Consider the following 24015-nt stretch of genomic DNA (forward strand, 5'->3'; position numbering starts at 1 on the left):
TCCTACTGTGCCGCCGAGGCCGGCGGCGTCTTGCCAGTTTCCTGTGTGACGTCACGGCCCGGCCGGATAAAGCTGCGCAGCAGCGGAGCGGCGGCACCCGAACGGCGGATCAACGCCTCGGTATCGGGCTCGACCACCGGCACCTCCCAGCCCCCATAGACGCGGAAGGGCAGGCGGAAGGGATTGGCGGCATCGGCGTCGCTCCAATTGGCCACCCCCGCCATGTCGAGGCTGCGCAGGGCGATATTGGCATCCCCCGTCAGCGAAACCGAAAGGGAGCCGTTCTCCATGCGGCAATCGGCGGTCTTGGCCATGCCATCTGCGATCTTGAAGCTGGCCTTGGCGAGGTCGAAGGTGGTGCGGCCGCCATAGGAGGATTCGAAACGGGCCGAGAGCGGCCGCCGCTCGATCTTCTGCATCAGGCTGGCAAGGTCGATGCCGACCAGGGAACCGCCGGCGACGCTGATGTCGGCCCTTCCCTGCAGCGAGCGCGACAGCTCGGCGATGGAGGCGCCGGTACCGTTCACGGCCATCGTGCCCGTGCCGGTTCCTTCCAGGCGCCGGAAACCGAAGAGATCGCCGAGCGCGCTGCCCATATCGACGCCTTCGAAGCTGGCCGCGGCGGCGAGTTCGGTCATCTTGTCGGAAGGCTTGAGCGCGATATTGCCCTTGAGCGTGCCGCCATAGGCGACAGCCTCGCCGAGGGCGAGTTCGAGCTGGCCGTTGCGGGTTGACACCGTTGCCGCGGCGCGGCCGAGACGGACCTTGTCGATGGTGGTCTCGCCGGCCGAAATACGCAGATCGAGGTCGCTGACCAGCAGGCTGTTGATGCTGATATGATCGGCACGCCATTTGCGCGGCCGGCCATCGGCGAGCTGGAGTTCATCGGAATAGGCGCTGAGGTCGAGCGTATCGGCGGCAAGCGTGCCGCTGACCTTGGGACGCTCCTTGCCGAATTCGACGGTGAGCGAGCCTTCGGCCTCGTTGCCGTCAAGCGAGAGCTGCACCTCGTTGAGGGAAATGGCACTGTGATCGAGCGTCAGGGGCGACTGCAGGTCATAGGCGGCGAGACTGCGCCCGGCCGGCAGGCCGAATCCGAACCAGCGCAGCGTATCGCGCAGCGAAGTGCCGCTGGCCGAGACCTTGCCGTCCAGCCGCCCCGCCCCATCCAGCGTGCCGCTGGTAGCAAGGTTGAGCGTATCCCCCTTGATACGCGCCCGCATATCCGACTTGCCGCCTGCGATCAGGCTGGCGGGATCGGCGAGTGCGACGGCAATCTCGGCCTCGCGGTTGCGCCAATTGATCACGCCGGCCGCCGACATTGCGTCGCTGCGACCAGCCCAGGCGAACGTGACGTCGTCGACCGAAACGGAGGTGGCCCGGCCGAGCGCGCTGTCGTCATAGCGGATGCTGCCATCGACAAGGCGGATGGTCTTGACCGGCATCGGCTTGTCGAAGCGCCCGGCGGCGGCCTCGGCCAGCACGCCCTCCTTGAAGTCCCACGAGCGTATACCGTTCTTGCCCGCGGTGAGGCCGATGCTGGCGCGCTTGAGCATCAGGCCCGATATCTCGATGCGCCCGATCACCAGAGACGCCAGGCGCAGCGTCCCCTGCATCTTGTCGGCCACCAGCAGCGGCGGCAGGCCCTCGGCGGCGGGAATGGTGACCTTCTCGATCATCAGCGTCGGCAACGGCGCCCAAGCCAGATGCACCTGCCCCTCGATGACGGGCGTCCGGCCGGTCAGGGCAACGATCTCGCGGGTAAAGGTATCGCGTAGCACGCTTTCCGGCGTCAGCCATGGCACGGTGAGCACCAGTGCAATGAGCGCAGCAGCGATAGCGGCCAGGGATAGCCCAATACGCTTCATGCCGTTTCCGCGCCTCGCTCGATCAAAAGGTGGTTGGTGACCTCTGCCATGCGCCCGGGCGACGGAGCTGAATCACAAACTCGATCCATTATAAATGGCAGTCCATCATGGTAAAAGCGAGGCTTGGTTGTGGCAAAGCCGCCATGCGGGAAAAGCGGCGGTCGCCGGCCATGACGGGTACGATACAATCGCGTGCCTCCAGTCCCCTATCATGGACCATCATGGTTAAGAAAGCCGGAAGAGGCCGGCGCGCCGACCTTCCGTGAAACCGCTCGGTTCTATCCTGCGGGCACCCCGATCAGATAGACCATATGAAACGGCTCCTGTCCCGGCTCCCCGAGCGACACTCGTTCGCGCCTCCAGGGCAGCGCAGAAGCAGCCAGATTGGCCTCGAAGGCTTCCGACTGGGTGGCCGACCACAGGCCGGCGACACCTCCCGGTGCGAGGGCGCTGATAATGCGGGCAATTCCCTCGCCCGAATAGAGCCAGTGGTTCGGCGCGTGCACGACATAATCGGGGCCATTGTCGGTATCGAGCAGGATGGCGTCGAAGCCGCCGGGCTCGGCGGCGATGATCTCGGCGACGCTGCCGGTGCGGACCTCAACGCGGGGGTCGGCCAGCGGATGACCGGCGAGCGGAGCGAGCACCCCCCGGTTCCAGGCGACGATCTCGGGCAGGAGTTCGCTGACCAGGATGCGCGCCTGCGGGCCAGCGGCGTCGAGCGTCGCCTTCAGCGTATAGCCCATGCCGAGGCCGCCGATCAGGATACGCGGGGCTTGCGCATCCAGATGGCGGCAGACGGTTCCCGCCAGCACGATCTCCGAGCGGGGATCATGGTTCGACATCAATTCCCAACCGTTGAAGCGGATGTCGAAGAGACCGCCGCGCCGGCGCAAGGCGATCCGGTCGCCCTCCGCCGTCACCAGGCTGTCGAGTTCCGTCCAGATCTCCATCACCCCCGCTCCCTCACGCACGCGACGGTCTTATAGCAGGGCTACGGCAAAGGCTTCAGCCTTTCCACGGACCGCAATCGTCCGGATGACCGACCGCTTTCGGACCGAAGCCCGCATCCCGGCTGAGACGGGTTGGTGCATTACCCTCTTCCTTAGAGCGCGAAATCGTCATACTGCAGTTGCGAAGAGCGACGCGGCAATGCCGGAAACTCTGCAAAGGGAAGCGCCGAAGCAAAGGGAAACAGCCGAGGACATGGCCAAGGAAACCACTGCCCAGGAAGCCACTGCCAAGGGAAGCACTGCCAAGGGAACCACCGGCAAGACCGCCAAGGACCGCAAGACAGTCACGCCCGTGTCCGACGAGGCGCTGGCGGATGCCACCGAAGCCGCTGCCGAGCCGGCCGACGACAAGCCGTTGTGGGTACCCTCCCCCGCGCGTATCGCGGGAACGCAGGTCTCGGCCTTCATCGCGGCTGCGAACGCCCGCCACGGCCTCACCCTCAAGACCTATGCCGACCTGCACCGCTGGTCGGTCGAAAGCGCTGCCGACTTCTGGAACCTGATCTGGGACGACAGCGGCATCAAGGGCGAGAAGGGCGAGCGTCTCGCCAGCGATCTCGACGACATGCTCCAGGCCCGTTTCTTTCCGGACGCCAGGCTGAACTTCGCCGAGAACCTGCTGCCGCGCAGCGACGACGAGCCCGCCTTGATCTTCCAGGGCGAGGACAAGGCCAGCCTCACCTTGAGCTGGCGCGAACTCACCGACCTCGTCTCGCGGCTGCAGCAGGCGATGCGCGCCGAAGGCGTGCAGATGGGCGATCGCGTCGCCGCCATGATGCCCAACCGGCCGGAGACGGTGGCGATCATGCTGGCCGCCGCCTCGATCGGCGCGATCTTCTCGTCCTGCTCGCCCGATTTCGGCGAGCGCGGCGTCCTGGACCGCTTCGGCCAGATCGCGCCCAAGCTGTTCTTCGCCATCGACGGCTACTGGTATGCCGGCAAGCGCATCGACAACGGCCCCAAGGTGATCGCCATCGCCGCCGAGCTCGGCTGCAAGACGGTGATCGTGCCCTATCTCGGCGAGGCCGAGGCGGTGGCCGCCAAGATCCCGGAAGGCACCACGCTGGCGATCCTCACCGCCCCCTACCGGGCCAAGCCGGTGACGTTCGAGGCGCTGCCCTTCAACCAGCCCTTGTTCATCCTCTATTCCTCCGGCACCACGGGCGTGCCGAAATGCATCGTGCACGGGGCCGGCGGCACGCTCCTGCAGCTGGTCAAGGAACACCGCCTGCAATGCGACCTGCGGCCGGGCGAGCGCAGCTTCTACTTCACCACCTGCGGCTGGATGATGTGGAACTGGCTGATCGCGGGCCTCGCCAATGGCGAGACGCTGCTGCTCTATGACGGTTCGCCCTTCCATCCCGAAGCCGGCGTGCTGTTCGATTTCGTCACGCGCGAGAAGGGCGTGATGCTCGGCACCTCGGCCAAATATATCGATGCGGCCCACAAGGCCGGGCTGACGCCGCGCGAGAGCCACGACCTGTCCTCGCTGCGGCTGATGACCTCGACCGGCTCGCCCCTGTCGCCGGAAGGCTTCCGCTGGGTCTATGAGGACGTGAAGGCCGATCTCCATCTCGCCTCCATCTCGGGCGGCACCGACATCGTCTCCTGCTTCGTGCTGGGCGATCCCACCTCGCCGGTCTGGTCGGGCGAGATCCAGGCGGCGGGCCTCGGCATGGCAGTCGACGTCTGGAACGACGATGGCCAGAGCGTGCGCGAAGAAAAGGGCGAGCTGGTGTGCACCCGCCCCTTCCCCTCCATGCCGGTGAAGTTCTGGAACGATGAAGGGGGCCACAAATACCGGGCCGCCTATTTCGAACGCTTCGACAATGTCTGGCACCATGGCGATTTTGCCGAATGGACCCGCCATGGCGGGCTGATCATCCATGGCCGCTCCGATGCCACGCTCAATCCGGGCGGGGTCCGCATCGGCACCGCCGAACTCTACGCCCAGGTCGAGAAGATTCCGGACGTGCTGGAATCGCTCGCCATCGGCCAGGACTGGCAGGGTGACGTGCGCATCGTGCTGTTCGTACGCCTGCGCGAAGGCGTGACCCTGGACGACGCCCTCGTCGACCGCATCAAGCGCCAGATCCGCACCGGCGCCTCGCCGCGCCACGTGCCGGCCAAGATCATCGCCGTTGCCGACATTCCCCGCACCAAGTCCGGCAAGATCACCGAGCTTGCCGTGCGCGACATCGTCGCCGGCCGCAGCGTCAAGAACCAGGAGGCCCTGGCCAATCCCGAGGCGCTGGCCCTCTACAAGGACCTGCCGGCACTGAAGGATTGAGCAAGAGGCCCGCCGCTTTCCGGGCCGCATCGCCGGGTTCAAAATCGCGACAATGTTGTTTCTTGCCGGGTCCAGCCCGGCAATGACAAGATGATCATCGCGCCGGTAGCCATCCCCGGCGCGCCTTGACAGGACACATCAGGAAACAGCGACGGTGCAGGTTTTGCGCATAGGCAGGGACATCACGAGGGCCGCCATCACGGCCCTTGCCGTCTATGCGCTGCTCGTCAACACCCTGCTGATGGGCGTGCTGATGGCGCCGCAATTGCGTGCCGATACGCTCGACCGCAACCTCGCCGCACTCGAAATCGTCTGTGCCGGCAACGGCATGGGCATCACCGATGCGGGATCGGGCCCACCCGCAGACCATCGTGGTCATGAGGCCGAGTGCTGCATCCTCTGCCCCGGCTTCGGCGGTCCGGCCTCACCCGCCGGCATCGACCTGCCGCGGCGCCTGCCCGTGGTGGCCGCCCTCGCCCCCTGGGCGGCGGACACCCGCATCCCCCCATCCCTCCATCGCGCGGCCGCCCAGCCGCGCGGACCGCCCATGGCATGACCTGAGAACGACTCCCCTTTTGTTTTCCGCCTGACGCCGCCCGCAACGTCCTGTTGCGGGCAGGTGGACGGCAACTCAGGACACAGCCATGACCATCTCCCACGGCGCGGACGCCCTCGCGGTCGCTCCGCCCACGCGCCTGTCGCTGCAGCGCGCGATCTGGCGCTGGCATTTCTATGCCGGCCTCCTCTGCGTCCCCTTCATGATCCTGCTGGCCGTCACCGGTTCGCTCTATCTGTTCAAGGACGAAATCAACCATACGCTCTTTGCCTATCGCACCGTCGTCGCCAATCCCGGCACGCCCGCTTTGTCGCCGGAAGAGCTGGTCGACAAGGCTCTGGAAGGCCGCCCCGAGGCCGCTGCCACCGCCTATGCCGAGCCCGCCGACACCACCGCTTCGGCCAAGGTCACCTACAAGGACGACGGCGGCAAACACTATGTCTACCTCGATCCCTATAGCGGCGCCGTGCTCGATACCGTACGCGCCGATCGCGAGCCGATGTGGCTGATCAAGAAGATCCACAGCCTGGAGCTGTTCGGCACCTTGACCAACCGGTTGATCGAGGCCGTCGGCGGCTTCGCCCTCATCCTGGTGATCACCGGGATCTATTTGTGGTGGCCCCGCGGCCAGAGCGGCGGCGTGGTGACTGTCCGCGGCACGCCGGCACGCCGGGTATGGTGGCGTGACCTCCATGCCGTCACCGGCGCCTTCGCCGGGCTGGTGATCTTCTTCCTGGCGGCGAGCGGCCTGCCTTGGGCCGGTTTCTGGGGCAAGCAGCTCAATGGCTTCGCGACGCAGGCGGGCCTGGGCTATCCCACCCAGCTCTGGGACGAGACGCCGAGTTCCACCGTGCCGCTGCAGGACGTCGTCGGCAAGGCCGGCTGGACGGTGGAGAATTCGCCGGTGCCCCAGTCGGCCCAGCCCTACACCCATGCGATCGGGCTCGACCGCGCGGTTGCCGTCGCCCGCGGCCTCGGCATCGCGCCCGGCTTCGAGATGGCATTGCCGACCGAAGAAAACGGCGTCTACACCGCGGCAATCTTTCCGGATGAACTCGCCAAGGAACGCACCATCCATATCGACCAATATTCGGGCAAACCGATCGTCGATCTCAAATTCGCGGATTTCGGCGGCGTCGCCAAGGCGATCGAATTCGGCATCAACGTGCATCAGGGCCAGCAATGGGGCCTCGCCAACCAGCTGGTGATGCTGGCGACCTGCCTGGCCATCATCCTCGCCAGCGTCTCCGGCGTGATGATGTGGTGGAAGCGCCGCCCGAGCGGCAGGCTCGGCGTGCCGCCCTATCCTAGCGATCCACGCGTCTATCGCGGCCTGTGGATCGTGGCTATCGCCGTCGGGCTCGCCTTCCCGATCACCGGCCTTGCCATCGTCGCGATGGTAGCGCTGGATCTCCTGGTCATCCGCACCGTGCCGCCTCTGCGCCGCGCCTTTGCCTGACGGCGAGCACCCTGGATTCGAGGCGGCCCCCGCCTCGGCCAATCCGCCATTTCCTTTCCTTCCGCCGATCCGGGCGGAGCAATCCATGAAGGTTCCAATCATGTCCATCACCCGCAAGGTCTCGTCCCTCACGCTCGCCCTGGCCCTCGGCCTCGGAGCGACCGGCGCCGCCCTCGCCCATGCCCATCTGAAATCCTCGGCCCCGGCCGGCGACAGCGCGGTAGCGGCGCCTGCAACGCTGGAGCTACATTTCAGCGAAGGCGTCGATCTCAAATTCTCGGGCGTCAGCCTGACAGGCCCCGACCAGAAGGCTATCGCGACCGGCGATACCGCCCATGCCGGCAATGACGAGGCCAGCCTCTCCGTGCCGGTCACGGCCAAGCTCGCACCGGGCAAATATACGGTGCAGTGGCACGTCCTCTCCAAGGACGGCCACAAGGTCAAGGGCAGCTATTCCTTCGACGTGAAGCCCTGATGGATCTCGAAACCGCTCTCCAGGCCTGCCGCTTCCTGCATTATGCCGCAGCGATGGCCCTGTTCGGCACCAGCGCCTTCCTCGCCGTCCTGGCGCCGAAGGAGCTGGCCGAGCGGCTTGGGGAGCGGCTGACAATGATACTGGTCGCTGCGGCCGGCCTTGCCGCCGCGACCACCCTGGCCTGGCTCCTGCTGAAAAGCGGCGAGATCGGCGACGGCTGGGCCGACACGCTCAACCCGGCCCTGATCACCTCGGTGTTGACCGACAGCAGCTTCGGTCGCGCCTGGCAATGGCGACTGGCCCTTGCAGCGTGTCTGCCTGCCGTGTTTCTGCTCGGACCGCGCCGGTTGCCCGCACTCGCTTTCTGCTCGGGCCTGCTTCTCGCCAGCCTCGCCCTGACCGGTCACGCCGCCATGATGAGCGGCTGGCCTGGCCTGCTGCAGAGGGGCAACCACATGCTGCATCTGCTCGCGGCGGGCGCCTGGCTCGGCGCCCTCATCCCTCTCCTTCCGTGTCTGGCGATGCTCGGGGAGGCCTCGCCTTTCCCCCCCGCCGGCCAGGCCTTACGCCGCTTCTCGACCGCCGGCCATGTCGCCGTCTCGCTCGTGGTCGTCACCGGCATCGCCAACACGGCCTTCGTGCTCGGGCACCCACCGGCTGATTGGTCTTCGCCTTACCAGGCCCTGCTCGCAGCCAAGATCGGCCTCGTCGGCGTCATGACCGCCCTCGCCCTGACCAACCGTTACTTCCTTGTCCCTCGCATCCGCCTGGCGCGAGCGAGGTCGCTGTGGCTCTTGAGCTGTCTCACCGCCGCGGAGCTCATGCTCGGGGCCGGGGTGCTCATCCTCGTCAGCCTGTTCGGCATGATCGAGCCGACTTGACAGGCAGGCCATATCACGGTTTGCCTCGCCGGAGAGGTGCTCTCCGAAGCAGGGGCGATCAAAGGTGGGATGGCATGACGGGCAGAAGCACAGATGGCAGGGTGTTCGGCCTGGCGGGCCGCCTCGTCGGTGCGCTGCTGCTGGTCCTGCTGGCGAATTCCGCCTTCGCCCATCGCCAGGCCTCGGACGGCGACGGTACGGGAGCGGGCATTCCGATCCCCAACCTCACCCATGGCCAGATGGCGGTGATCGCCGCCAACATGCCTGACATCCTTGCCCTCGCCGACCGCCAGACCGGGCTCGACGAGACCGCGCGCCGGCTGCGCGCCTTCGTCGACTGGCAGTATTTCTTCTGCTTCCGCGGCCTGGTGCCGGGTAGCCTGAAGGACGAGGAAAGCCCCTTCAACGAGTGCAGCCATGCCTATCTCGCCGGCACGCAGGCCCTGCTCCTCCAGCTTCGGCAGACGCGCAGCGACCGTGCCGAGATACGCGCCCTGGTCGACAAGGTCGGGCTCGACATGGTCAGGAACAATGCCTCGCTGGTGCTTTGCCGCTTCAGCGGCGAGGCGTTCAACACCGCCGACGTGGTCTCGCCACGCTGGAGCGAGGTGCCGGGACATCCGCCAAGCCTGGCGACCTTCGGCGGCCTTGCCTTTCTGATCGGCGGTGCCGTCTGGCTTGGCCTGCGGCGACGCACCGCGCCCGTTTCGGGTCCCCTGCCAGCCGGATGAGGGTTTGCGGGCGACAATAGGGCTTGCACGAAGCGATGATTGCCTGTCGGATGGTCTGACCATTCGATTTTCGACGGCTTTCATCCCGCCATGCGTATTCTCGTCCTCCAGCATCTCGCTTCCGAGCATCCCGGTATTTTCCGTTCCTTCTTCGCCCGCGACGGTGTCGAATGGGACGCGGTCGAACTCGACGAGGGCGGTACCATCCCCGCACTCGACCCCTATGACGCGCTCTGGGTCATGGGCGGCGCCATGGATGTGTGGGACGTCGACCAGTTTCCCTGGCTGGTGGAGGAAAAGCGCATCATCCGCCATTGGGTGCGCCAGCTCGACAAGCCCTATCTCGGCATCTGCCTCGGCCATCAGCTCCTGGCCGATGCGCTCGGTGGCACCTGCGGGCCTCAGATCCCACCGGAAGTCGGCGTCTTCGATGTCGATGTGACGCAAGCCGGCCAGACTGATCCGCTGTTCGAAGGGCTCGCCCCGCGCTTTCGGGCCCTGCAATGGCATTCGGTGCGCGTCGCCCAGGCGCCCGAGGGCGCCGCGGTGCTGGCCTCTTCGCCGCTCTGCCCCGTCCAGGCTATTCGTGCCGCGCCGCGGGCCTGGGGCATGCAATATCACGTCGAGGCCGAGAATGCCGCCGTGCAGCAATGGGGCTGCGTGCCCGAATACAGGACCGCCCTGGAGCGCACCAATGGCGAAGGCGCCATGGAGCGCCTGCAGGCCGACATCGCGGCTCATGCCGAAGGCTTCGAGGCCAACGCCGCCCTTGTCTATCGAAATTTCATGCGGCTCGCGCGATAATGGCGGCAATAATTCAATAAGACATGCATGATTACTACCTTGAGGCCGTAAAAATGGCCCCTATAGCGTTTTGTGATTTGAAGGAGGCACTTCGAATCGCAAAGACGCGTTGGAACAAGGAGTTAGAGCAAATAAGCGTTCACGCTTGAACGCGCTTTGCTCTGGTGAGGCTGAATGCATCGGCGCGGTGCCGGATTCGGCGCTGCAGGAGGAAACCGACCATGCCTGAAGGCACCCCATCGACCACCGGCATTCCGATGCCGCCGCCCGATCCCGCCATCATGGCGCGGCGGCAAGCGATCGTCGACGGGCTGGCCGGGCTGGTGCCTCCGGCGAACCTGATCGTCAGCGAGGACGAGCGCCGCGCCTATGAGACCGATGCGTTCACCGCCTATCGCGCAGTGCCGCTTGCCGTGGTGCTGCCCGAGACCACCGAGGAAGTGGCGGCGATCTTGAAATTCCTCAACCAGGAGGGCGTTCCCGTCATCCCGCGCGGTGCCGGTACCTCGCTCGCCGGCGGCGCCTTGCCCCAGGCAGACGCCGTGGTCGTCGGCCTCTCCAAGATGAGCAAGGTGCTGGAACTGCGTTTCGAGGACCGGCTGGCACGCGTGCAGGCGGGCATCACCAATCTCGGCATCTCCGGCGCCGTGGCGCATGAGAGCTTCTTCTATGCGCCCGATCCCTCCAGCCAGCTCGCCTGCACGATTGCCGGCAACATCGCCATGAATTCGGGCGGCGCGCATTGCCTGAAATACGGCGTCACCACCAACAACATCCTCGGCGTCAGGCTGGTGACCATGGCGGGGGAGATCCTCGACATCGGCGGCGACGCCGTGGATGCCGACGGCTATGACCTGCTCGGCATCGTCATCGGCTCGGAAGGTCAGTTCGGCATCGTCACCGAGGCGGTGGTGCGCATCCTGCCGATGGCCGAGGGCGCCCGCCCGATGCTGGTGGGCTTCGCCACCCCCGAGGAGGCCGGGCGCTGCGTGGCCGCCATCATCGCCTCCGGCATCATTCCCGTCGCCATCGAATATATGGACAAGCTCGCCATCGAAATCACGGAGGGCTTCGCCCATGCCGGCTATCCGCTCGACGCCGGCGCCATGCTGATCATCGAGGTCGAAGGCTCGGACGCCGAGATCGACCGCCTGCTCGGCCTGATCTCCACCATGGCGCGCCAGCACGGCGCCACCACCATCAAGATCTCCAAATCGGAGGCCGAGAGCGCGGCGATCTGGAAGGGCCGCAAATCGGCTTTCGGCGCCACCGGCCGCATCGCTGACTATATCTGCATGGACGGCACCATTCCGACCGGCCAGTTGCCGATGGTGCTCAAGCGCATCGACGAGATCACCGAAAGCCACGGCCTGCGCGTCGCCAACGTCTTCCATGCCGGCGACGGCAATCTGCACCCCCTGGTGCTCTACAACGTCAACGATGCCGACCAGCGCGAGAAGGCCGAGGCCTGCGGCTTCGACATCCTCCGACTCTGCGTGGAGGCCGGCGGCTGCCTGACCGGCGAGCACGGCGTCGGCATCGAGAAGCGCGACCTGATGCGCGAGCAGTTCGACCAGATCGATCTCGACCAGCAGCGCGACCTCAAGCTCGCCTTCGATCCGAAATGGCTGCTCAACCCAGCCAAGGTCTTCCCGCTCGACATGCGGCCTGGAGGCTGGGCGGCATGACGGTGTTCTCCCCTACCAGCGAAGCGGAAATGGCCGGCATCGTTACCGAAGCCTTTCGGAACAAGATCCCGCTCGCCGTGACCGGCGGCGGCTCGAAGGCCGGCATCGGCAGGCCCGTGGATGCCTCCGCCATCCTGGAAACGCGGGGCCTTACCGGCATCACGCTCTATGAACCGGCCGAGATGGTGATCGGCGCCCGGGCCGGCACCTCGCTGGCGGAGCTTACAGCGACCCTCGACGCCCGCGGCCAGATGCTGCCCTTCGAGCCGGGCGACTGGCGACGGCTCCTCGATACCGCCCCGAATGAGCCCACGGTCGGAGGCCTAGTCGCCGCCAATCTCTCCGGGCCGCGCCGGATCGTTACCGGGGCCTGCCGCGACAGCCTGATCGGCGTGCGCTTCGTCAACGGCAAGGGCGAGACCATCAAGAATGGCGGACGGGTGATGAAGAACGTCACCGGATACGACCTGACCAAGTTGATGGCGGGCTCCTGGGGCACGCTCGGCATCCTCACCGAAGCGATCTTCAAGGTGCTGCCCAAGCCCGAGGCCAGCACCAGCCTGGTCTGGCAGGGCCTCGACGATGGCCAGGCCATCGCCCTGATGTCCTCGGGCCTCGGCAGCCCCTTCGAGGTTTCGGCGGCCGCGCATGTGCCGGCCGATCTCGCCTCCGGTACGGCTCTTACGGTGCTGCGTCTCGAAAATTTCGAAAGCTCGATCGCCTATCGGCAGGAACGGCTCGGCAGCCTGCTCAAGCGCTTCGGCGACCATGCCGTGCTCGAGCAGCAGGATTGCCGCAGCTTCTGGTTCGACATCGCCGACGTCGCGCCGCTGGCCCAGCAGGACGGCATGATCTGGCGTCTCTCGGTGGCTCCCTCCAAGGCTGCCGCGCTGGGCGCCTCGCTGCGCTGGCTCGGCGAGATCAAGCTGTTCTACGATTGGGGCGGCGGCCTGATCTGGTTGCTGGCGCCCGAAACGGCGGAATTCGCCAAGGCGATCGTCTCGGCCACCAAGACCGAGGGCGGCCATGCCATGCTGATCAAGGCCAGCGCCGATTTCCGGGCCGGTTCCTTCCATTTCGGCGCCCAGGAGGGGCCGCTCGCCGCCCTGAGCGCCAGGGTGAAGCAGGCCTTCGACCCTGCCAACATCCTCAATACCGGGCGGCTGGGATGAGTAGCAAAAACACAATCTGTATCGCGTCATTGCAAGCGCAGCGAAGCAATCCAGCAGCCCCAGATACGGTGCTTGCAGGCCCGTGGATTGCTTCGCTGCGCTCGCAATGACGGCATAACTGGACCGGATCAACGCATGCAGACGAATTTCTCCCCGGCCCAGCTCGCCGACCCGCATATGAAGGAATCGGAGCAGATCCTGCGCACCTGCGTGCATTGCGGCTTCTGCACGGCAACCTGCCCGACCTATGTGCTGCTCGGCGACGAGCTCGATTCCCCGCGCGGGCGCATTTACCTGATCAAGGACATGCTGGAAGGCGGCAAGCCGGCCACTGCCGAAGTGGTCAAGCATGTCGACCGCTGCCTGTCCTGCCTGTCCTGCATGACGACCTGCCCCTCGGGCGTCAACTACATGCATCTGGTCGACCATGCGCGAGCCCATATCGACAAGACCTATCGCCGCCCGGCTAGCGAAGCCCTGCTGCGCACGCTGATGGCCAAGGTCCTGCCCAACCGCCGGGCCTTTCGCTGGAGCATGGCGCTGGCGCGGCTCGGCCGTCCCTTCGCGGGCCTCGCAGCCAGGCTGCCGCAGGGCAAGCGTCTCGCTGCCATGCTGGCCCTGACCCCGGCCTCGCTGCCCTCCGCATCCTCCGCCACGCACCCCGGCAGTTTCGCGCCGAAGACGGCCAGGAAAGGCCGCGTCGCGCTCCTCACCGGCTGCGCCCAGGCCGAACTCGCCCCCGGCATCAACGAGGCCGCGATCCGCCTGCTCAATCGCCATGGCATCGAGGTGGTGCTGCCCAAGGGCGAAGGCTGCTGCGGCGCTCTCGTCCACCACATGGGCAAGGAAAACGACGCACTCGCCTATGCCAAGGCGAATATCGACGCCTGGACCGCCGAGATGGCCAAAGGTCTCGACGCCATCCTGATCACCACGTCGGGCTGCGGCACCACCATCAAGGATTACGGTTTCATGCTGCGCGGCGATCCCGCCTATGCGCAGAAGGCCGCCGCCGTCTCGGCCATCGCCAAGGACATCAGCGAATATCTGGAGACCCTGCCGGCCCTGCCGGTGACGGTCGAGACCGGGCAGAACGTAACCTATCACGCGGCCTGTTCGCTGCAGCACGGCCAGCAGATCAAGACAGCGCCCAAGACATTGCTCAAGCAGGCCGGCTTCGTGGTGAAGGAGGCGGCGGAAGCCCATCTGTGCTGCGGCTCGGCCGGAACCTACAACATGCTGCAGCCCGAGATTTCCGAGCGCCTGCGGGAGCGCAAGCTCGGCAACATCGCCGCCACCAGGCCGCAGATCATTGCCGCCGGCAACATCGGCTGCATGACCCAACTGGCCCAGGGGACCACGACGCCGATCGTGCATACCGTGGAACTCCTGGATTGGGCGACAGGAGGGCCAAAACCGAGAGGATTGTGACCCCTGGGATCGCAGGCGTCTCGCCTGCTCTTCCTTTCCGACACGCTCAGAGCTTCCAAGAGCAGGCGCGACGCCTGCGGTCCCAGGAGATCAACGGAGATGCCGATTCTGAAACCCGGTGGCCTCCTCTTGGCCCTATTCCTCACGTTGCCGAACCCGGCCCTTGCCCAGGACGAGCGGGCGCCCAACGAAAAGCCGGTGAAAGTCATCGCCGACGGGCGTATCGCCGTGCCCGGTGGCGGCGAACTGCCGCTCTACGTTTCGGCCGACTGGTCCAAGCCGTTGCCGCAGGTCGATCGCGCCGTCCTGGTGCTGCATGGCCGGCTGCGGGACGCCGACGTCTATTTCCGCTCGGCTCTCAAGGCTCAGGCCGCTGCGGGCGCCGCCGGGCAAACCACCTTGATGGTCGCGCCGCAATTCCTCGCCAAGGTGGACGTCGAGGCCTTCGGCCTGCCGCCTGAAGTGCTGCGCTGGACCCTGACGAGCTGGCAGGGGGGCGAGGACGCCCTCGCCCCCAAGCCTGTGAGTTCCTTTGCCGCCCTCGACGCCATACTCGCCCGCCTTGCCGATCGCCGCCTGTTCCCGCATTTGCGGGAGGTGGTGGTCGCCGGCCATTCCGGCGGTGGGCAGGTCGTGCAGCGCTACGCGATTGCCGGCAAGGGCGAAAGCACGCTCGCCGCCGCTGGCATCGGCGTACGCTATGTCGTCGCCAACCCCTCCTCCTATGCCTATTTCTCTCCCAAGCGGCCAGCGCCTGATGTTGCCGCCGCCTGCCCAGGCTTCGACGACTGGAAATACGGCATGCAGGCCCGCCCGTCCTATCTCGCCTCGCCCTCGCCGGATGCGCTGGAGAAGACCTATACCGCCCGGCGCGTCATCTACCTGCTTGGCACCGCCGACACCGATCCCAACCACCCCGCACTCGACAAGACCTGCATGGCCGAAGCCCAAGGCCCCTATCGCCTGGCTCGTGGCGAGGCCTATGTCTCGGCGATGCGCCAGCGCGACGGCGGCACGCCCCGCCACAGCCTGTGGCTGGTCGAGGGCGTGGGCCATAACGGCGACAAGATGCTGACTTCGTCCTGCGGGCTCGCTGCCCTGTTCGACCAGCCGGGCTGCCCCACGGCGAAGGCCTCGCCCTGACGACAGGCATGTTTCGGCTACCGCCGAAGCATCTTGGCCTCCATGCTGCTAAATCAGGGTATCTCAAGCGCATCGCGCTCTCGGAGCTGCCCCATGGATGGATCCAGCCTCAAATCTCCGCCCAGCTCTCGAAGGCGGATTCTCAACCCGATGCAGCCTCCGCCTCGGCAACGACCCAGGCGAGCAAGCCCGGGAACTTCGCCTCGATATCCGCCCGGCGCAGATAGGTCTTGCGGCAATTGCCATAGTCGATCATGCCGATCAGGCCCGCCTCACGCAGCATGCGGAAATGATAGGTGCGCGTGGCCTTGGTCACGGGCAGGCCGAAGGACGAGCAGCCGATCTCCGTGCCGTCGGGGGCGAGCACGAGGGTCGCCACCACGCGCCGCCGATGCGGATCGGCAAGCGCTGCCAAGATGGAGCCGAGAGTGATCTCCTCCCGGCTGGGGTGATCGTCCTGGTCGGATATTGCCGCCTCCCTTGCCATCCGCCCCCTGTCGAGAGGGGATCCTGCATTGGTCGATTGCTAATCGAACCGCTTCTAGGTATGAATAATATCATACTTAAATGACATCGCCGACGCGATAATTACCCAAGAAGAGATTTCATCATGACCAGTCTGCAGCCGGCCGTACCGGAACCATGCAGCACGGGAAGCGAGAAGACTTGGACCTCCACGGCGGAACCGGCTGGTTCCGGCCTGCGAAGGCCGGTCCGTCCGGCGGCCCGCCTGGCCGCTCTCAGCCTCGGCGTCGCGCTGGTACAGCTCGACGTCAGCATCGTCAATGTCGGGCTCGACCAGATGCGTGGCCTGATGGCGGACGGCGTCGCCGGGCTGCAATGGGTGGTCAATGGCTATACGCTCGCCTTCGCCGGCCTGCTCCTCACCGGCGGTGCGCTCGGGGACCGGTTCGGAGCCAAGCGTCTCTACCTTCTCGGCCTGGCGCTGTTCACCCTCGCCTCGCTTGCCTGCGGCCTTGCGCCGAGCGGCACCGCCCTGATTGCCGCGCGCGTGCTGCAAGGCATCGGCGCCGCTCTGCTGATGCCGCCGTCGCTGGCCCTGGTGGTCCATGCCTATCGCGACCCGTCCGAGCGCGCCAAGGCCATCGGCGTCTGGGGCTCCGTCGGTGGCCTGGCCATGGTGGCAGGCCCCGTGCTCGGCGGCCTGCTGATCGCCCTGTTCGGCTGGCGCAGCATCTTCCTGATCAATCTGCCCGTCGGCCTGCTCGCACTGTGGATGGCACTGCGCTTCACCGAGGAGACGACCGAGCGCCATGCGCGCGCCATCGACCTGCCGGGCCAGATTCTCGGCATCCTTACGGTGGTGGCGCTGACGGCCGCGATCATCGAGGGCGAGCCCCTGGGCTGGAGCCATCCCGCCATTCTCGGCGCCATCGCCGTCTTCCTCCTGGCAGGCACGCTATTCCTGGCCGTGGAATCCCGAACGGCCGAGCCCATGATGCCACTCAGCCTGTTCCGCAACCCGATCTTCACGGCTGCAGCCCTGATCGGCACCCTGCTCAATGTCAGCTTCTACGGCGCCATTTTCCTGCTCAGCCTGTATTTCCAGGATGGGCTCGGCATGTCTCCCCTGAGTGCGGGCCTTGCCTTCCTGCCGATGACCGGCCTCATCGCGATCACCAACATCATGTCCGGACGCGTGGCCGTGCGTTGGGGCAACCGGCTACCCATCGTGCTCGGCCTCGCCATCGACACCTTCGGCTTCGTCGCCCTGGCGCTGCAGCTGCGGGGAGATGCCGGCTACGCCCATATCTGGTGGCCGCTGCTGCTCATCGGCTTCGGCATGGCGCTCGCCGTGCCTGCCATGATCGGCGCCCTGCTCGCCACCGTAGAGAAAACCCGGGCCGGTATCGCCTCCGGCGTTCTCAACGCCCTCCGCCAGACCGGAGGCGCGGTCGGCGTTGCGGTGTTCGGCGTGATCGGTGCCGGCGGCAGTTCCCTTTCCGGCATGAGCACGGCCATGTGGGTCGCCGCGTTCGGTCTCCTCATCGCCCTGCTGCTCGGCGCGCTGTGCATCAAACGCATGCCGACATCGTAAGGCAGCCTCCAGGCATGTGCGACGGCGAGCGTCCCGCCGCACCGGCAAACCGTGAGAAAAGGGTGGGCAGCCTGGATGAAGCCCACCTCGAATCCGTTGCCAAGAGGCCGTTTGGCCGCAACGCCTATTGTTCTGGGTCTGTGAAAGTGTGACCGTCTCAGCATTGCCATCAGATGGAAATTCGATACCCAACCGGGGATGTTTGGCGTATCCACAACCAGACTCGCCATGATCATGACAATTGCTGACTGATAAGGGATCACCATGAACGACAAGGCTGAAGCCGGACACTCGGCCACACGCGTGGCACGCGGCGGCCTGCTCGTCGCGCCCGAGCTTGTGTCCTTTCTGGAGCAGGAGGCACTGCCCGGCACGGGGGTAGAGGCACAGGCTTTCTGGGATGGCTTCTCTGCGCTGGTCCGTGAATTCGGACCGCGCAACAAGGCGCTCTTGCAGCGGCGCGACGAACTGCAGGCCCAGATCGATGCCTGGCACCTCGCCCGCCATGGCCAGCCTCATGACCGCAATGCCTACAAGGCTTTCCTCACCGAGATCGGCTATCTCTTGCCCGAGGGCGACAATTTCACCATCGCGACCGAGAATGTGGATCCGGAGATCGCCACGGTCGCAGGTCCCCAGCTCGTGGTGCCGATCACCAATGCACGCTTCGCGCTGAACGCCGCCAATGCGCGCTGGGGCAGCCTCTATGACAGCCTCTACGGCACCGACGCGGGCGGCGGCCCGCCGCCCGCCGGCAGCTACAACCGCGGCCGCGGCGCGCGCGTCGTGGCAAGGGCGCGGGTTTTCCTCGACGAGGCCTTCCCGCTCGAGGGTACGAGCCATGCGGATGCCCGGCGCTATCATATCCGCAACGGCGCACTTCTGGTCGACGACATGCCGTTGCTCGAACCGGAGAAATTCATCGGCTATCGCGGCCATCCGCGCGCGCCCGACGCCGTGCTCCTTCGCAACAACGGTTTGCACGTCCAGCTGATCTTCAACCGGGCCCACTCGATCGGCAGCCGCGACCAGGCGGGCCTCGCCGACATCCGGCTGGAAAGTGCCATCTCGGCGATCATGGATTGCGAGGATTCGGTTGCCTGCGTCGATGCCGAGGACAAGGTGGTCGCCTATCGCAACTGGCTTGGACTGATGCAGGGTGGCCTGACGGAGACCTTCCGCAAGGATGGTGTCGAAATGACGCGCAAGCTCAACCCGGACTTGACCTTCACCGCACCGAATGGCGGCGAAGTCTCGATCAAGGGCCGGGCGCTGATGCTGGTGCGCAATGTCGGCCACCTCATGACCAATCCGGCCATCCTCGACCAGGATGGCGGAGAGATCTTCGAAGGCCTGATGGATGCGATGGTGACCACGCTGATCGCCATGCATGACCTGAAGAAGTCCGAGGGCCTGCGCAATTCGGTCACCGGCTCGGTCTATGTGGTCAAGCCCAAGATGCACGGGCCTGCCGAGGTCGCCTTCGCCGACGAGGTCTTCACCCATGTCGAAACGGTGCTGGGCCTGCCCAAGCATACCGTCAAGCTGGGGGTGATGGACGAAGAACGGCGCACCAGCGTCAACCTCAAGGAGTGCATCCGGGCGGCGAAGCATCGCATCGTCTTCATCAATACCGGCTTCCTCGATCGTACCGGGGACGAGATCCATACCTCGATGGAGGCCGGCCCGTTCAGCCGCAAGGACTTCATCAAGCGCAAGGACTGGATCGGCGCCTACGAGAACCAGAACGTCGACATCGGCCTGCAATGCGGCTTTTCGGGCAAGGCTCAGATCGGCAAGGGCATGTGGGCGATGCCGGACAAGATGGCGGCCATGCTGGAAGCCAAGATCGAGCATCCCAAGGCGGGCGCCAATTGCGCCTGGGTCCCCAGCCCGACGGCTGCCACGCTCCACGCCCTGCATTACCACAAGGTCGACGTCTTCGCGGTGCAGGCCGCGCTGGCGAAAGGCGGCAGGCGGGCCTATGTCGAGACGATCCTCGAAATCCCGGTCGCAAGCTACCAGAAGTGGACGCCCGAGCAGATCCGCCGCGAGGTCGAGAACAATGCGCAGGGCATCCTCGGCTATGTGGTGCGCTGGATCGACCAGGGCATCGGGTGTTCGAAGGTGCCTGACATCAACGACGTCGGACTGATGGAGGACCGCGCGACCTGCCGCATCTCGGCGCAGCATGTCGCCAACTGGCTCCACCACGGCATCGTTGATGAAGATGAGGTCAGGCAGATCATGCGGCGTATGGCGGAGGTCGTGGATCGCCAGAACGCCGGCGATCCCCACTACCGTGCGATGGCTCCTGGTTTCGACGGGGTGGCCTTCCGGGCGGCGTGCGATCTGGTCTTCGAGGGCCGCTCGCAGCCATCGGGCTATACCGAACCGCTGCTCCACGCGCACCGGCGCGAATTCAAGGCGGCGCAGGCCTAGTTCCGTCGAGCTGTAAAATGAGAACTCACCCTCCCCTGAAAGGGAGGGTGAGGAACGACGATTACCCCAGTTCGGCCAGGGTGTGCCTGGCCTCGGCATGCCCGGGATCGAGCTCGACCAGCTTCTCGAAAATCTTACGAGCTTCCTCGGTTTTGCCGAGAGCGCGGGCCGAACGGCCGAGGCCGAGAATGGCCTCCAGCGAGGAGGGCCTCAAGGCTACGGCCTGCTGGTAATGGGCGGCAGCCGGCTCGGCCCGTTCGTTGTGCAGGAGGAGGTCGCCCAGGCCAATATGGGCTTCGACATGGTTGGGCTCGAGCTTCAGGCAGGCCAGATAGGCCTGCAGCGCCTCGTCACCGCGCTCGAGCGATGCCAGCAAATTACCATAATTGTAATGGGTATCGGCCGCCTTGGGGTCGAGCTTCAGGGAGGAGCGGAAGCAATATTCCGCACGCGACTCATTGCCGAGGCCACGATTGGCGAGCCCCAGCCGCATCTGAGCGTCGGCGCTGCCGGGATTGACCTCGACTGCCCGGCGAAGCACCTTCTCGGCCTCGTCATTGGCGCCCCGCTGCAGCAGGAGCGTACCGAGCAGGTTCAGGGCGTTGAAGTCCCCGGCGCGACCGGCCAAGATCTCGCGATAAGCGGCCTCGGCGGCATCGAGCCGGCCTGCGCGATGATGCTCGACGGCTTTCTTCAACTTTGCTTCGGCGGCCATGCTGCGTTGTCCGGATGGGGCGGGAGGAATTGCCGGACCTTGTGGCGGATCGGGCTACAAAGGTCAATCCAGGCCCGCATCAAGGCGTTTTGCGATCTGGTGGATTCCCTGAGAAACGCAAAGGCACAGCCAAACAAGGCGTTGGAGCAGACAGGCGCAAACGTTGGAGCGCGTCTTGCCATGACGACACAGATCGGTTTTCCCCGCAGTATCAGGTGTGACGCACGGGACTCCGTTTCTGAATCGAGGCCGCTAGGATAGCGTGCGTCATTGCACTCTACTTGCCGAAACGGACAGCCATTTCTGTTGAAGCCTTGACCTTTCAATCGTGCCGGCCGGATCGAAGATCCGATTGTGTTGATCATGAGCAAGGGGAGCTCTCATGTCAATCGCCTCGCCATCATCCGAACATCCAGGAAGCAGTCCCTTGGGCATCGGGCAGATCATCTCCGATGCCTTTGGCGTCAGCCTGCGAAACTACGGCTGGTCTCTCCTGCTGCAGCTGGCAGTCTTCGCCATATTCTTCGGCTTGCTTGGCTCGTTCTTCTGGTCCGCCTTGTATGGTGACCAGCTCGCCGTCGAGTCGGCTATCGCAAGAAGCATCGGAATATTCTACCTCCTGCTCCTCGCGGCCTGTTTCCTGTCGCTCGCTTTTTATTGTGCATTGATCCGTCTGATCCATGATCGCCACGTGGATCCGGCCAAGCCCGTGATGGCGGCCTGCATCGCCGGTGCCAGGCGATTCTTGCCAGCCCTTGGCCTGCTGCTGATCTATTTGCTGGCCTATATCGCGCTCTACCTGGTTGCCGCTTTGCTCGGACTGGTCTTCTTCGGCATTGGCGCCCCGCCCGGCTTCGTCATCGTCGCCATGCTGATCGCCGGTATTTTCGCCCTCTATCTGGTCTTTCCCTATCTGCTTTCCTTCGTCATCTGCATCAACGAGGATATCGGACCGATCCGCGCGCTTGGCCGCAGCCGCTATCTCAGCGCGGGATATCGCTGGCCTCTGTTCGGCATGATGCTGCTGACCTGGGTGATCTGGTTCGCCTACCTCCTGATCGTGAATGTTCTGGCGCGGATATTCGGGCCCAGCGGCGGCATTGCCGCCTTGATCATGATGCTGCTCGTCCTGCCGCTGATGTATGCCTGGCTGATCGGGGTCTATTCCATTGCCGCCTATCGCCTGCGGGTGCTCAAGGATGGCGTCGATTTGACCGGCAGCGTGGCTGATGTGTTCGACTGAGGCCCGTACTGAAAAAGCTCTATCCCCGGCGCCGCAAAGCCGTTGCGGCGTTCGCGGCCTCTGCCCTATCCAACGATCTTTCAGGCAGGCTCCATCCGATTCCCGGTGAATGCCGCGCCTGCACGGGAATGACGATGCGCTATCTGCTGACATGGGCCATGGCCGCCGCGATGACGGTGGCGGTCTCTTTCGTGCCGGCCAAGGCCGACAATACGGCCTCGGCCCTGTTCCAGAGCTATCTCGGCAAGGGCCGCATCAGCGAGGCGGACGAACAGATGCTGGCCCTCGCCACCAAGGCCAGCGGCAATGCCGACGCCAGGCTCGGCCTCGGCATGGTACGCACCGCCCGCGCGCTCGAACATCTGTCGCAGGCCCTCTACAAATATGGCTTCGCCACCGAAATGCCGGCGATGCGCTTGATCGGCCTGTCGGGCACCGTCTTCAGCACCAATCCCGATCCGCAGCCGATCACCTATCGGGACTTTCGCGGCATCCTCGCCACGTTCCTGGCCGATCTGGAAAAGGCCGACCAGACCCTGGCCGAGGTCGGCGACAGCCCTGCCAAGCTGACGGTCGATCTCTCCGTCACCCGTTTCGACTGGAACGGCGACGGCACCATCGACGAACGCGACCATATCGGCGCAGCGATCTCGGACCTCGACGATGCCGGCAAGCCCAAACCCTTCATCGTCGCCTTCGACACGGCCGACGCCAAATGGCTGCGCGGCTATTGCAACTTCCTGATGGCCCTGACCAAGACCCTCTTGTCACACGACATGTCGCGCAGCTGGGACGCCGGCTTCGGCAGCCTGTTTCCGCGCGCCGTCAGCGGCCTTGCCAAGGCCAATGGCGTCGATGGTGACGACGGACTGGGCATGACCCTGTTCGGCACCAGCAAGCGCGATACCGATGCCATCGCCGACCTGATCAGCCTGGTACACACCATAGACTGGCCGGTGGCCGACAAGGCGATGTGGCTGGAAGTGCGCGGCCATTTCAAGACGGTGATCCGGCTCAATCGTGAGACCTGGGGACTGATCGCCAAGGAAACCGACGACGACCACGAATGGCTTCCCGGCCCACGGCAGAAGAGCGGCGTGCTCCCCTCCCTCGAAGTGACGCAGGAGCGCATCGACTCGTGGCTCGCGCTGCTCGGGCAGGTCGACGAGGTGCTGGACGGCAAGCTTTTGATGCCGCATTGGCGCTTTGCCAAGGGCATCAATCTCGCCAGGGTGTTCGAGCAGCCCGGCAACTTCGACCTGGTGCTGTGGATCACCGGCCCGGGGGCCCTGCCCTACCTCGACAATGGCAAGGTGATGGACGCCGAGGCCTGGGGACAGGCCACGCGCATCTTCGGCGGCGACGTCGCGAGCTACGCCTTCTATTTCAATTGAGCGAGCGCCCGGCTGCGGCATCCGGCGTGAGCAGGTGCCGCTTCAGGCGAACGATCGCCTCGCGCTGCAAATCGCTGGCCTCACCATAGGCATTGGCGACCTCGGTCAGCATGTCGATGAGCTGCTGGCGCTCGGGCAAAGACAGGCGGGCGCGGAAAAGCGGCACCAATTCCTCGGCAACCGGCGTTAACACCCGGCCGCGATCCGTCAATTGCAAGGCCTGCTCATAGATACGCTCGCGGTCGCCGATCCCGAGCGGGTCGCTCATCAGGGCGAGGATGGTGTCCCGTTCGGCCCGGGTCAGCAACCCATTGGTGCGGACGAGCTGGATCATCAGGACGACGGCAGCGAGCCTGGGATCATCGATGGCCTTGAGCGAGACACGCTCCAGCGCCTGAGGCCGGACCGTGTCGGCACCCCGGTCGAGCGGGAGGGGAACCACCTTCGGCACGGCCTCGAGCCGGCGTGCTGCCGCCGGCTTGCGGGCCTTGCCGCGCAACAGCCAGAACAGGCCGACGACGGCGGCCACGAACGCTCCGATCAGGATCGCCCTCGGCCCCTCCAGCAAGACCAGGCTGGTGATCAGCAGAGCAATGATCCAGATCGCATTCTTACGCAGGAAATCCATCGGCCGTCTCATCCGATCGGGAC

General features: G+C 65.5%; 20 protein-coding genes. 15 read left to right on the plus strand and 5 right to left on the minus strand.

Translation table 11 applies throughout. The annotated features are described in order from the left end of the window. Positions 1 to 2: 2 nt before the first annotated feature. Positions 3 to 1868: an AsmA family protein gene (locus tag ABXS05_RS13845; RefSeq protein ID WP_367624281.1), complete on the minus strand. Its 1866-nt coding sequence runs from the start codon at positions 1866 to 1868 to the stop codon at positions 3 to 5. 278 nt (positions 1869 to 2146) lie between these two features. Further along, the gene (locus ABXS05_RS13850; RefSeq protein ID WP_367624282.1) at positions 2147 to 2821 is read right to left on the minus strand and encodes a polyamine aminopropyltransferase; all 675 of its coding nucleotides are present in this window, start codon (positions 2819 to 2821) and stop codon (positions 2147 to 2149) included. 253 nt (positions 2822 to 3074) lie between these two features. Between ABXS05_RS13850 and ABXS05_RS13855 the strand changes: the two genes are divergently transcribed. The 11 genes from ABXS05_RS13855 (at position 3075) to ABXS05_RS13905 (ending at position 15511) form a co-directional block, all read left to right on the plus strand. Beyond that, a complete protein-coding gene (locus ABXS05_RS13855; protein ID WP_367624283.1) occupies positions 3075 to 5171 on the plus strand; it encodes an acetoacetate--CoA ligase in 2097 nt (698 codons plus the stop codon). Between the two features lie 154 nt (positions 5172 to 5325). Further along, entirely contained in the window at positions 5326 to 5727 is a 402-nt protein-coding gene (locus tag ABXS05_RS13860) for a DUF2946 family protein (protein WP_311942482.1), read from the plus strand. An 88-nt stretch (positions 5728 to 5815) separates the two neighbouring features. Next, on the plus strand, positions 5816 to 7186 hold the full coding sequence (locus tag ABXS05_RS13865) for a PepSY-associated TM helix domain-containing protein (protein ID WP_367624284.1): 1371 nt from the start codon (positions 5816 to 5818) through the stop codon (positions 7184 to 7186). Positions 7187 to 7271: 85 nt separating this feature from the next. After that, positions 7272 to 7661, plus strand: coding sequence for a copper homeostasis periplasmic binding protein CopC (gene copC, locus ABXS05_RS13870; RefSeq protein ID WP_367624285.1), 390 nt, complete (start codon positions 7272 to 7274; stop codon positions 7659 to 7661). Beyond that, positions 7661 to 8542, plus strand: coding sequence for a copper homeostasis membrane protein CopD (copD, locus tag ABXS05_RS13875; RefSeq protein ID WP_367624286.1), 882 nt, complete (start codon positions 7661 to 7663; stop codon positions 8540 to 8542). The genes copC and copD overlap by 1 nt, the downstream gene beginning before the upstream one ends. Before the next feature lie 74 nt (positions 8543 to 8616). Next, positions 8617 to 9273, plus strand: a complete 657-nt coding sequence (locus ABXS05_RS13880) for a hypothetical protein (RefSeq protein WP_367624287.1) — start codon at positions 8617 to 8619, stop codon at positions 9271 to 9273. 90 nt (positions 9274 to 9363) lie between these two features. After that, positions 9364 to 10077 (plus strand): type 1 glutamine amidotransferase, encoded by a 714-nt coding sequence (locus ABXS05_RS13885; protein WP_367624288.1) that lies wholly within the window; start codon positions 9364 to 9366, stop codon positions 10075 to 10077. Positions 10078 to 10298: 221 nt separating this feature from the next. Next, positions 10299 to 11765: an FAD-linked oxidase C-terminal domain-containing protein gene (locus ABXS05_RS13890; RefSeq protein WP_367624289.1), complete on the plus strand. Its 1467-nt coding sequence runs from the start codon at positions 10299 to 10301 to the stop codon at positions 11763 to 11765. Continuing rightward, positions 11762 to 12937: a glycolate oxidase subunit GlcE gene (gene glcE, locus ABXS05_RS13895; protein WP_367624290.1), complete on the plus strand. Its 1176-nt coding sequence runs from the start codon at positions 11762 to 11764 to the stop codon at positions 12935 to 12937. Before ABXS05_RS13890 ends, glcE begins: the two co-directional genes overlap by 4 nt. A gap of 135 nt (positions 12938 to 13072) precedes the next feature. Beyond that, on the plus strand, positions 13073 to 14368 hold the full coding sequence (gene glcF, locus ABXS05_RS13900) for a glycolate oxidase subunit GlcF (protein ID WP_367624291.1): 1296 nt from the start codon (positions 13073 to 13075) through the stop codon (positions 14366 to 14368). Between the two features lie 99 nt (positions 14369 to 14467). Further along, positions 14468 to 15511: an alpha/beta hydrolase gene (locus ABXS05_RS13905; protein ID WP_367624292.1), complete on the plus strand. Its 1044-nt coding sequence runs from the start codon at positions 14468 to 14470 to the stop codon at positions 15509 to 15511. Between the two features lie 142 nt (positions 15512 to 15653). On the opposite strand, the gene ABXS05_RS13910 is transcribed toward ABXS05_RS13905, so the two are convergent. Then, the gene (locus ABXS05_RS13910; protein ID WP_367624293.1) at positions 15654 to 15998 is read right to left on the minus strand and encodes an ArsR/SmtB family transcription factor; all 345 of its coding nucleotides are present in this window, start codon (positions 15996 to 15998) and stop codon (positions 15654 to 15656) included. 123 nt (positions 15999 to 16121) lie between these two features. On the opposite strand from ABXS05_RS13910, the gene ABXS05_RS13915 reads away from it, so the two are divergent. After that, positions 16122 to 17570, plus strand: a complete 1449-nt coding sequence (locus ABXS05_RS13915; RefSeq protein ID WP_367624294.1) for an MFS transporter — start codon at positions 16122 to 16124, stop codon at positions 17568 to 17570. A gap of 264 nt (positions 17571 to 17834) precedes the next feature. Continuing rightward, positions 17835 to 20012, plus strand: a complete 2178-nt coding sequence (locus tag ABXS05_RS13920) for a malate synthase G (protein WP_367624295.1) — start codon at positions 17835 to 17837, stop codon at positions 20010 to 20012. 61 nt (positions 20013 to 20073) lie between these two features. Here the strand turns inward: ABXS05_RS13920 and ABXS05_RS13925 are convergent, their stop codons facing one another. Next, positions 20074 to 20727, minus strand: a complete 654-nt coding sequence (locus ABXS05_RS13925; protein ID WP_367624296.1) for a tetratricopeptide repeat protein — start codon at positions 20725 to 20727, stop codon at positions 20074 to 20076. A gap of 427 nt (positions 20728 to 21154) precedes the next feature. On the opposite strand from ABXS05_RS13925, the gene ABXS05_RS13930 reads away from it, so the two are divergent. Together ABXS05_RS13930 and ABXS05_RS13935 are read left to right on the plus strand one after the other, a co-directional pair. Beyond that, positions 21155 to 21970 (plus strand): DUF975 family protein, encoded by an 816-nt coding sequence (locus ABXS05_RS13930; protein ID WP_367624297.1) that lies wholly within the window; start codon positions 21155 to 21157, stop codon positions 21968 to 21970. A 134-nt stretch (positions 21971 to 22104) separates the two neighbouring features. Further along, the gene (locus tag ABXS05_RS13935; RefSeq protein WP_367624298.1) at positions 22105 to 23364 is read left to right on the plus strand and encodes a hypothetical protein; all 1260 of its coding nucleotides are present in this window, start codon (positions 22105 to 22107) and stop codon (positions 23362 to 23364) included. Here ABXS05_RS13935 and ABXS05_RS13940 read toward each other — a convergent pair. Beyond that, on the minus strand, positions 23357 to 23992 hold the full coding sequence (locus ABXS05_RS13940) for a TerB family tellurite resistance protein (protein ID WP_367624299.1): 636 nt from the start codon (positions 23990 to 23992) through the stop codon (positions 23357 to 23359). The genes ABXS05_RS13935 and ABXS05_RS13940 overlap by 8 nt on opposite strands. Positions 23993 to 24015 lie beyond the last annotated feature (23 nt).

The organism is Labrys neptuniae, from assembly GCF_040797145.1.
In the GTDB taxonomy this organism is placed as follows: domain Bacteria; phylum Pseudomonadota; class Alphaproteobacteria; order Rhizobiales; family Labraceae; genus Labrys; species Labrys neptuniae.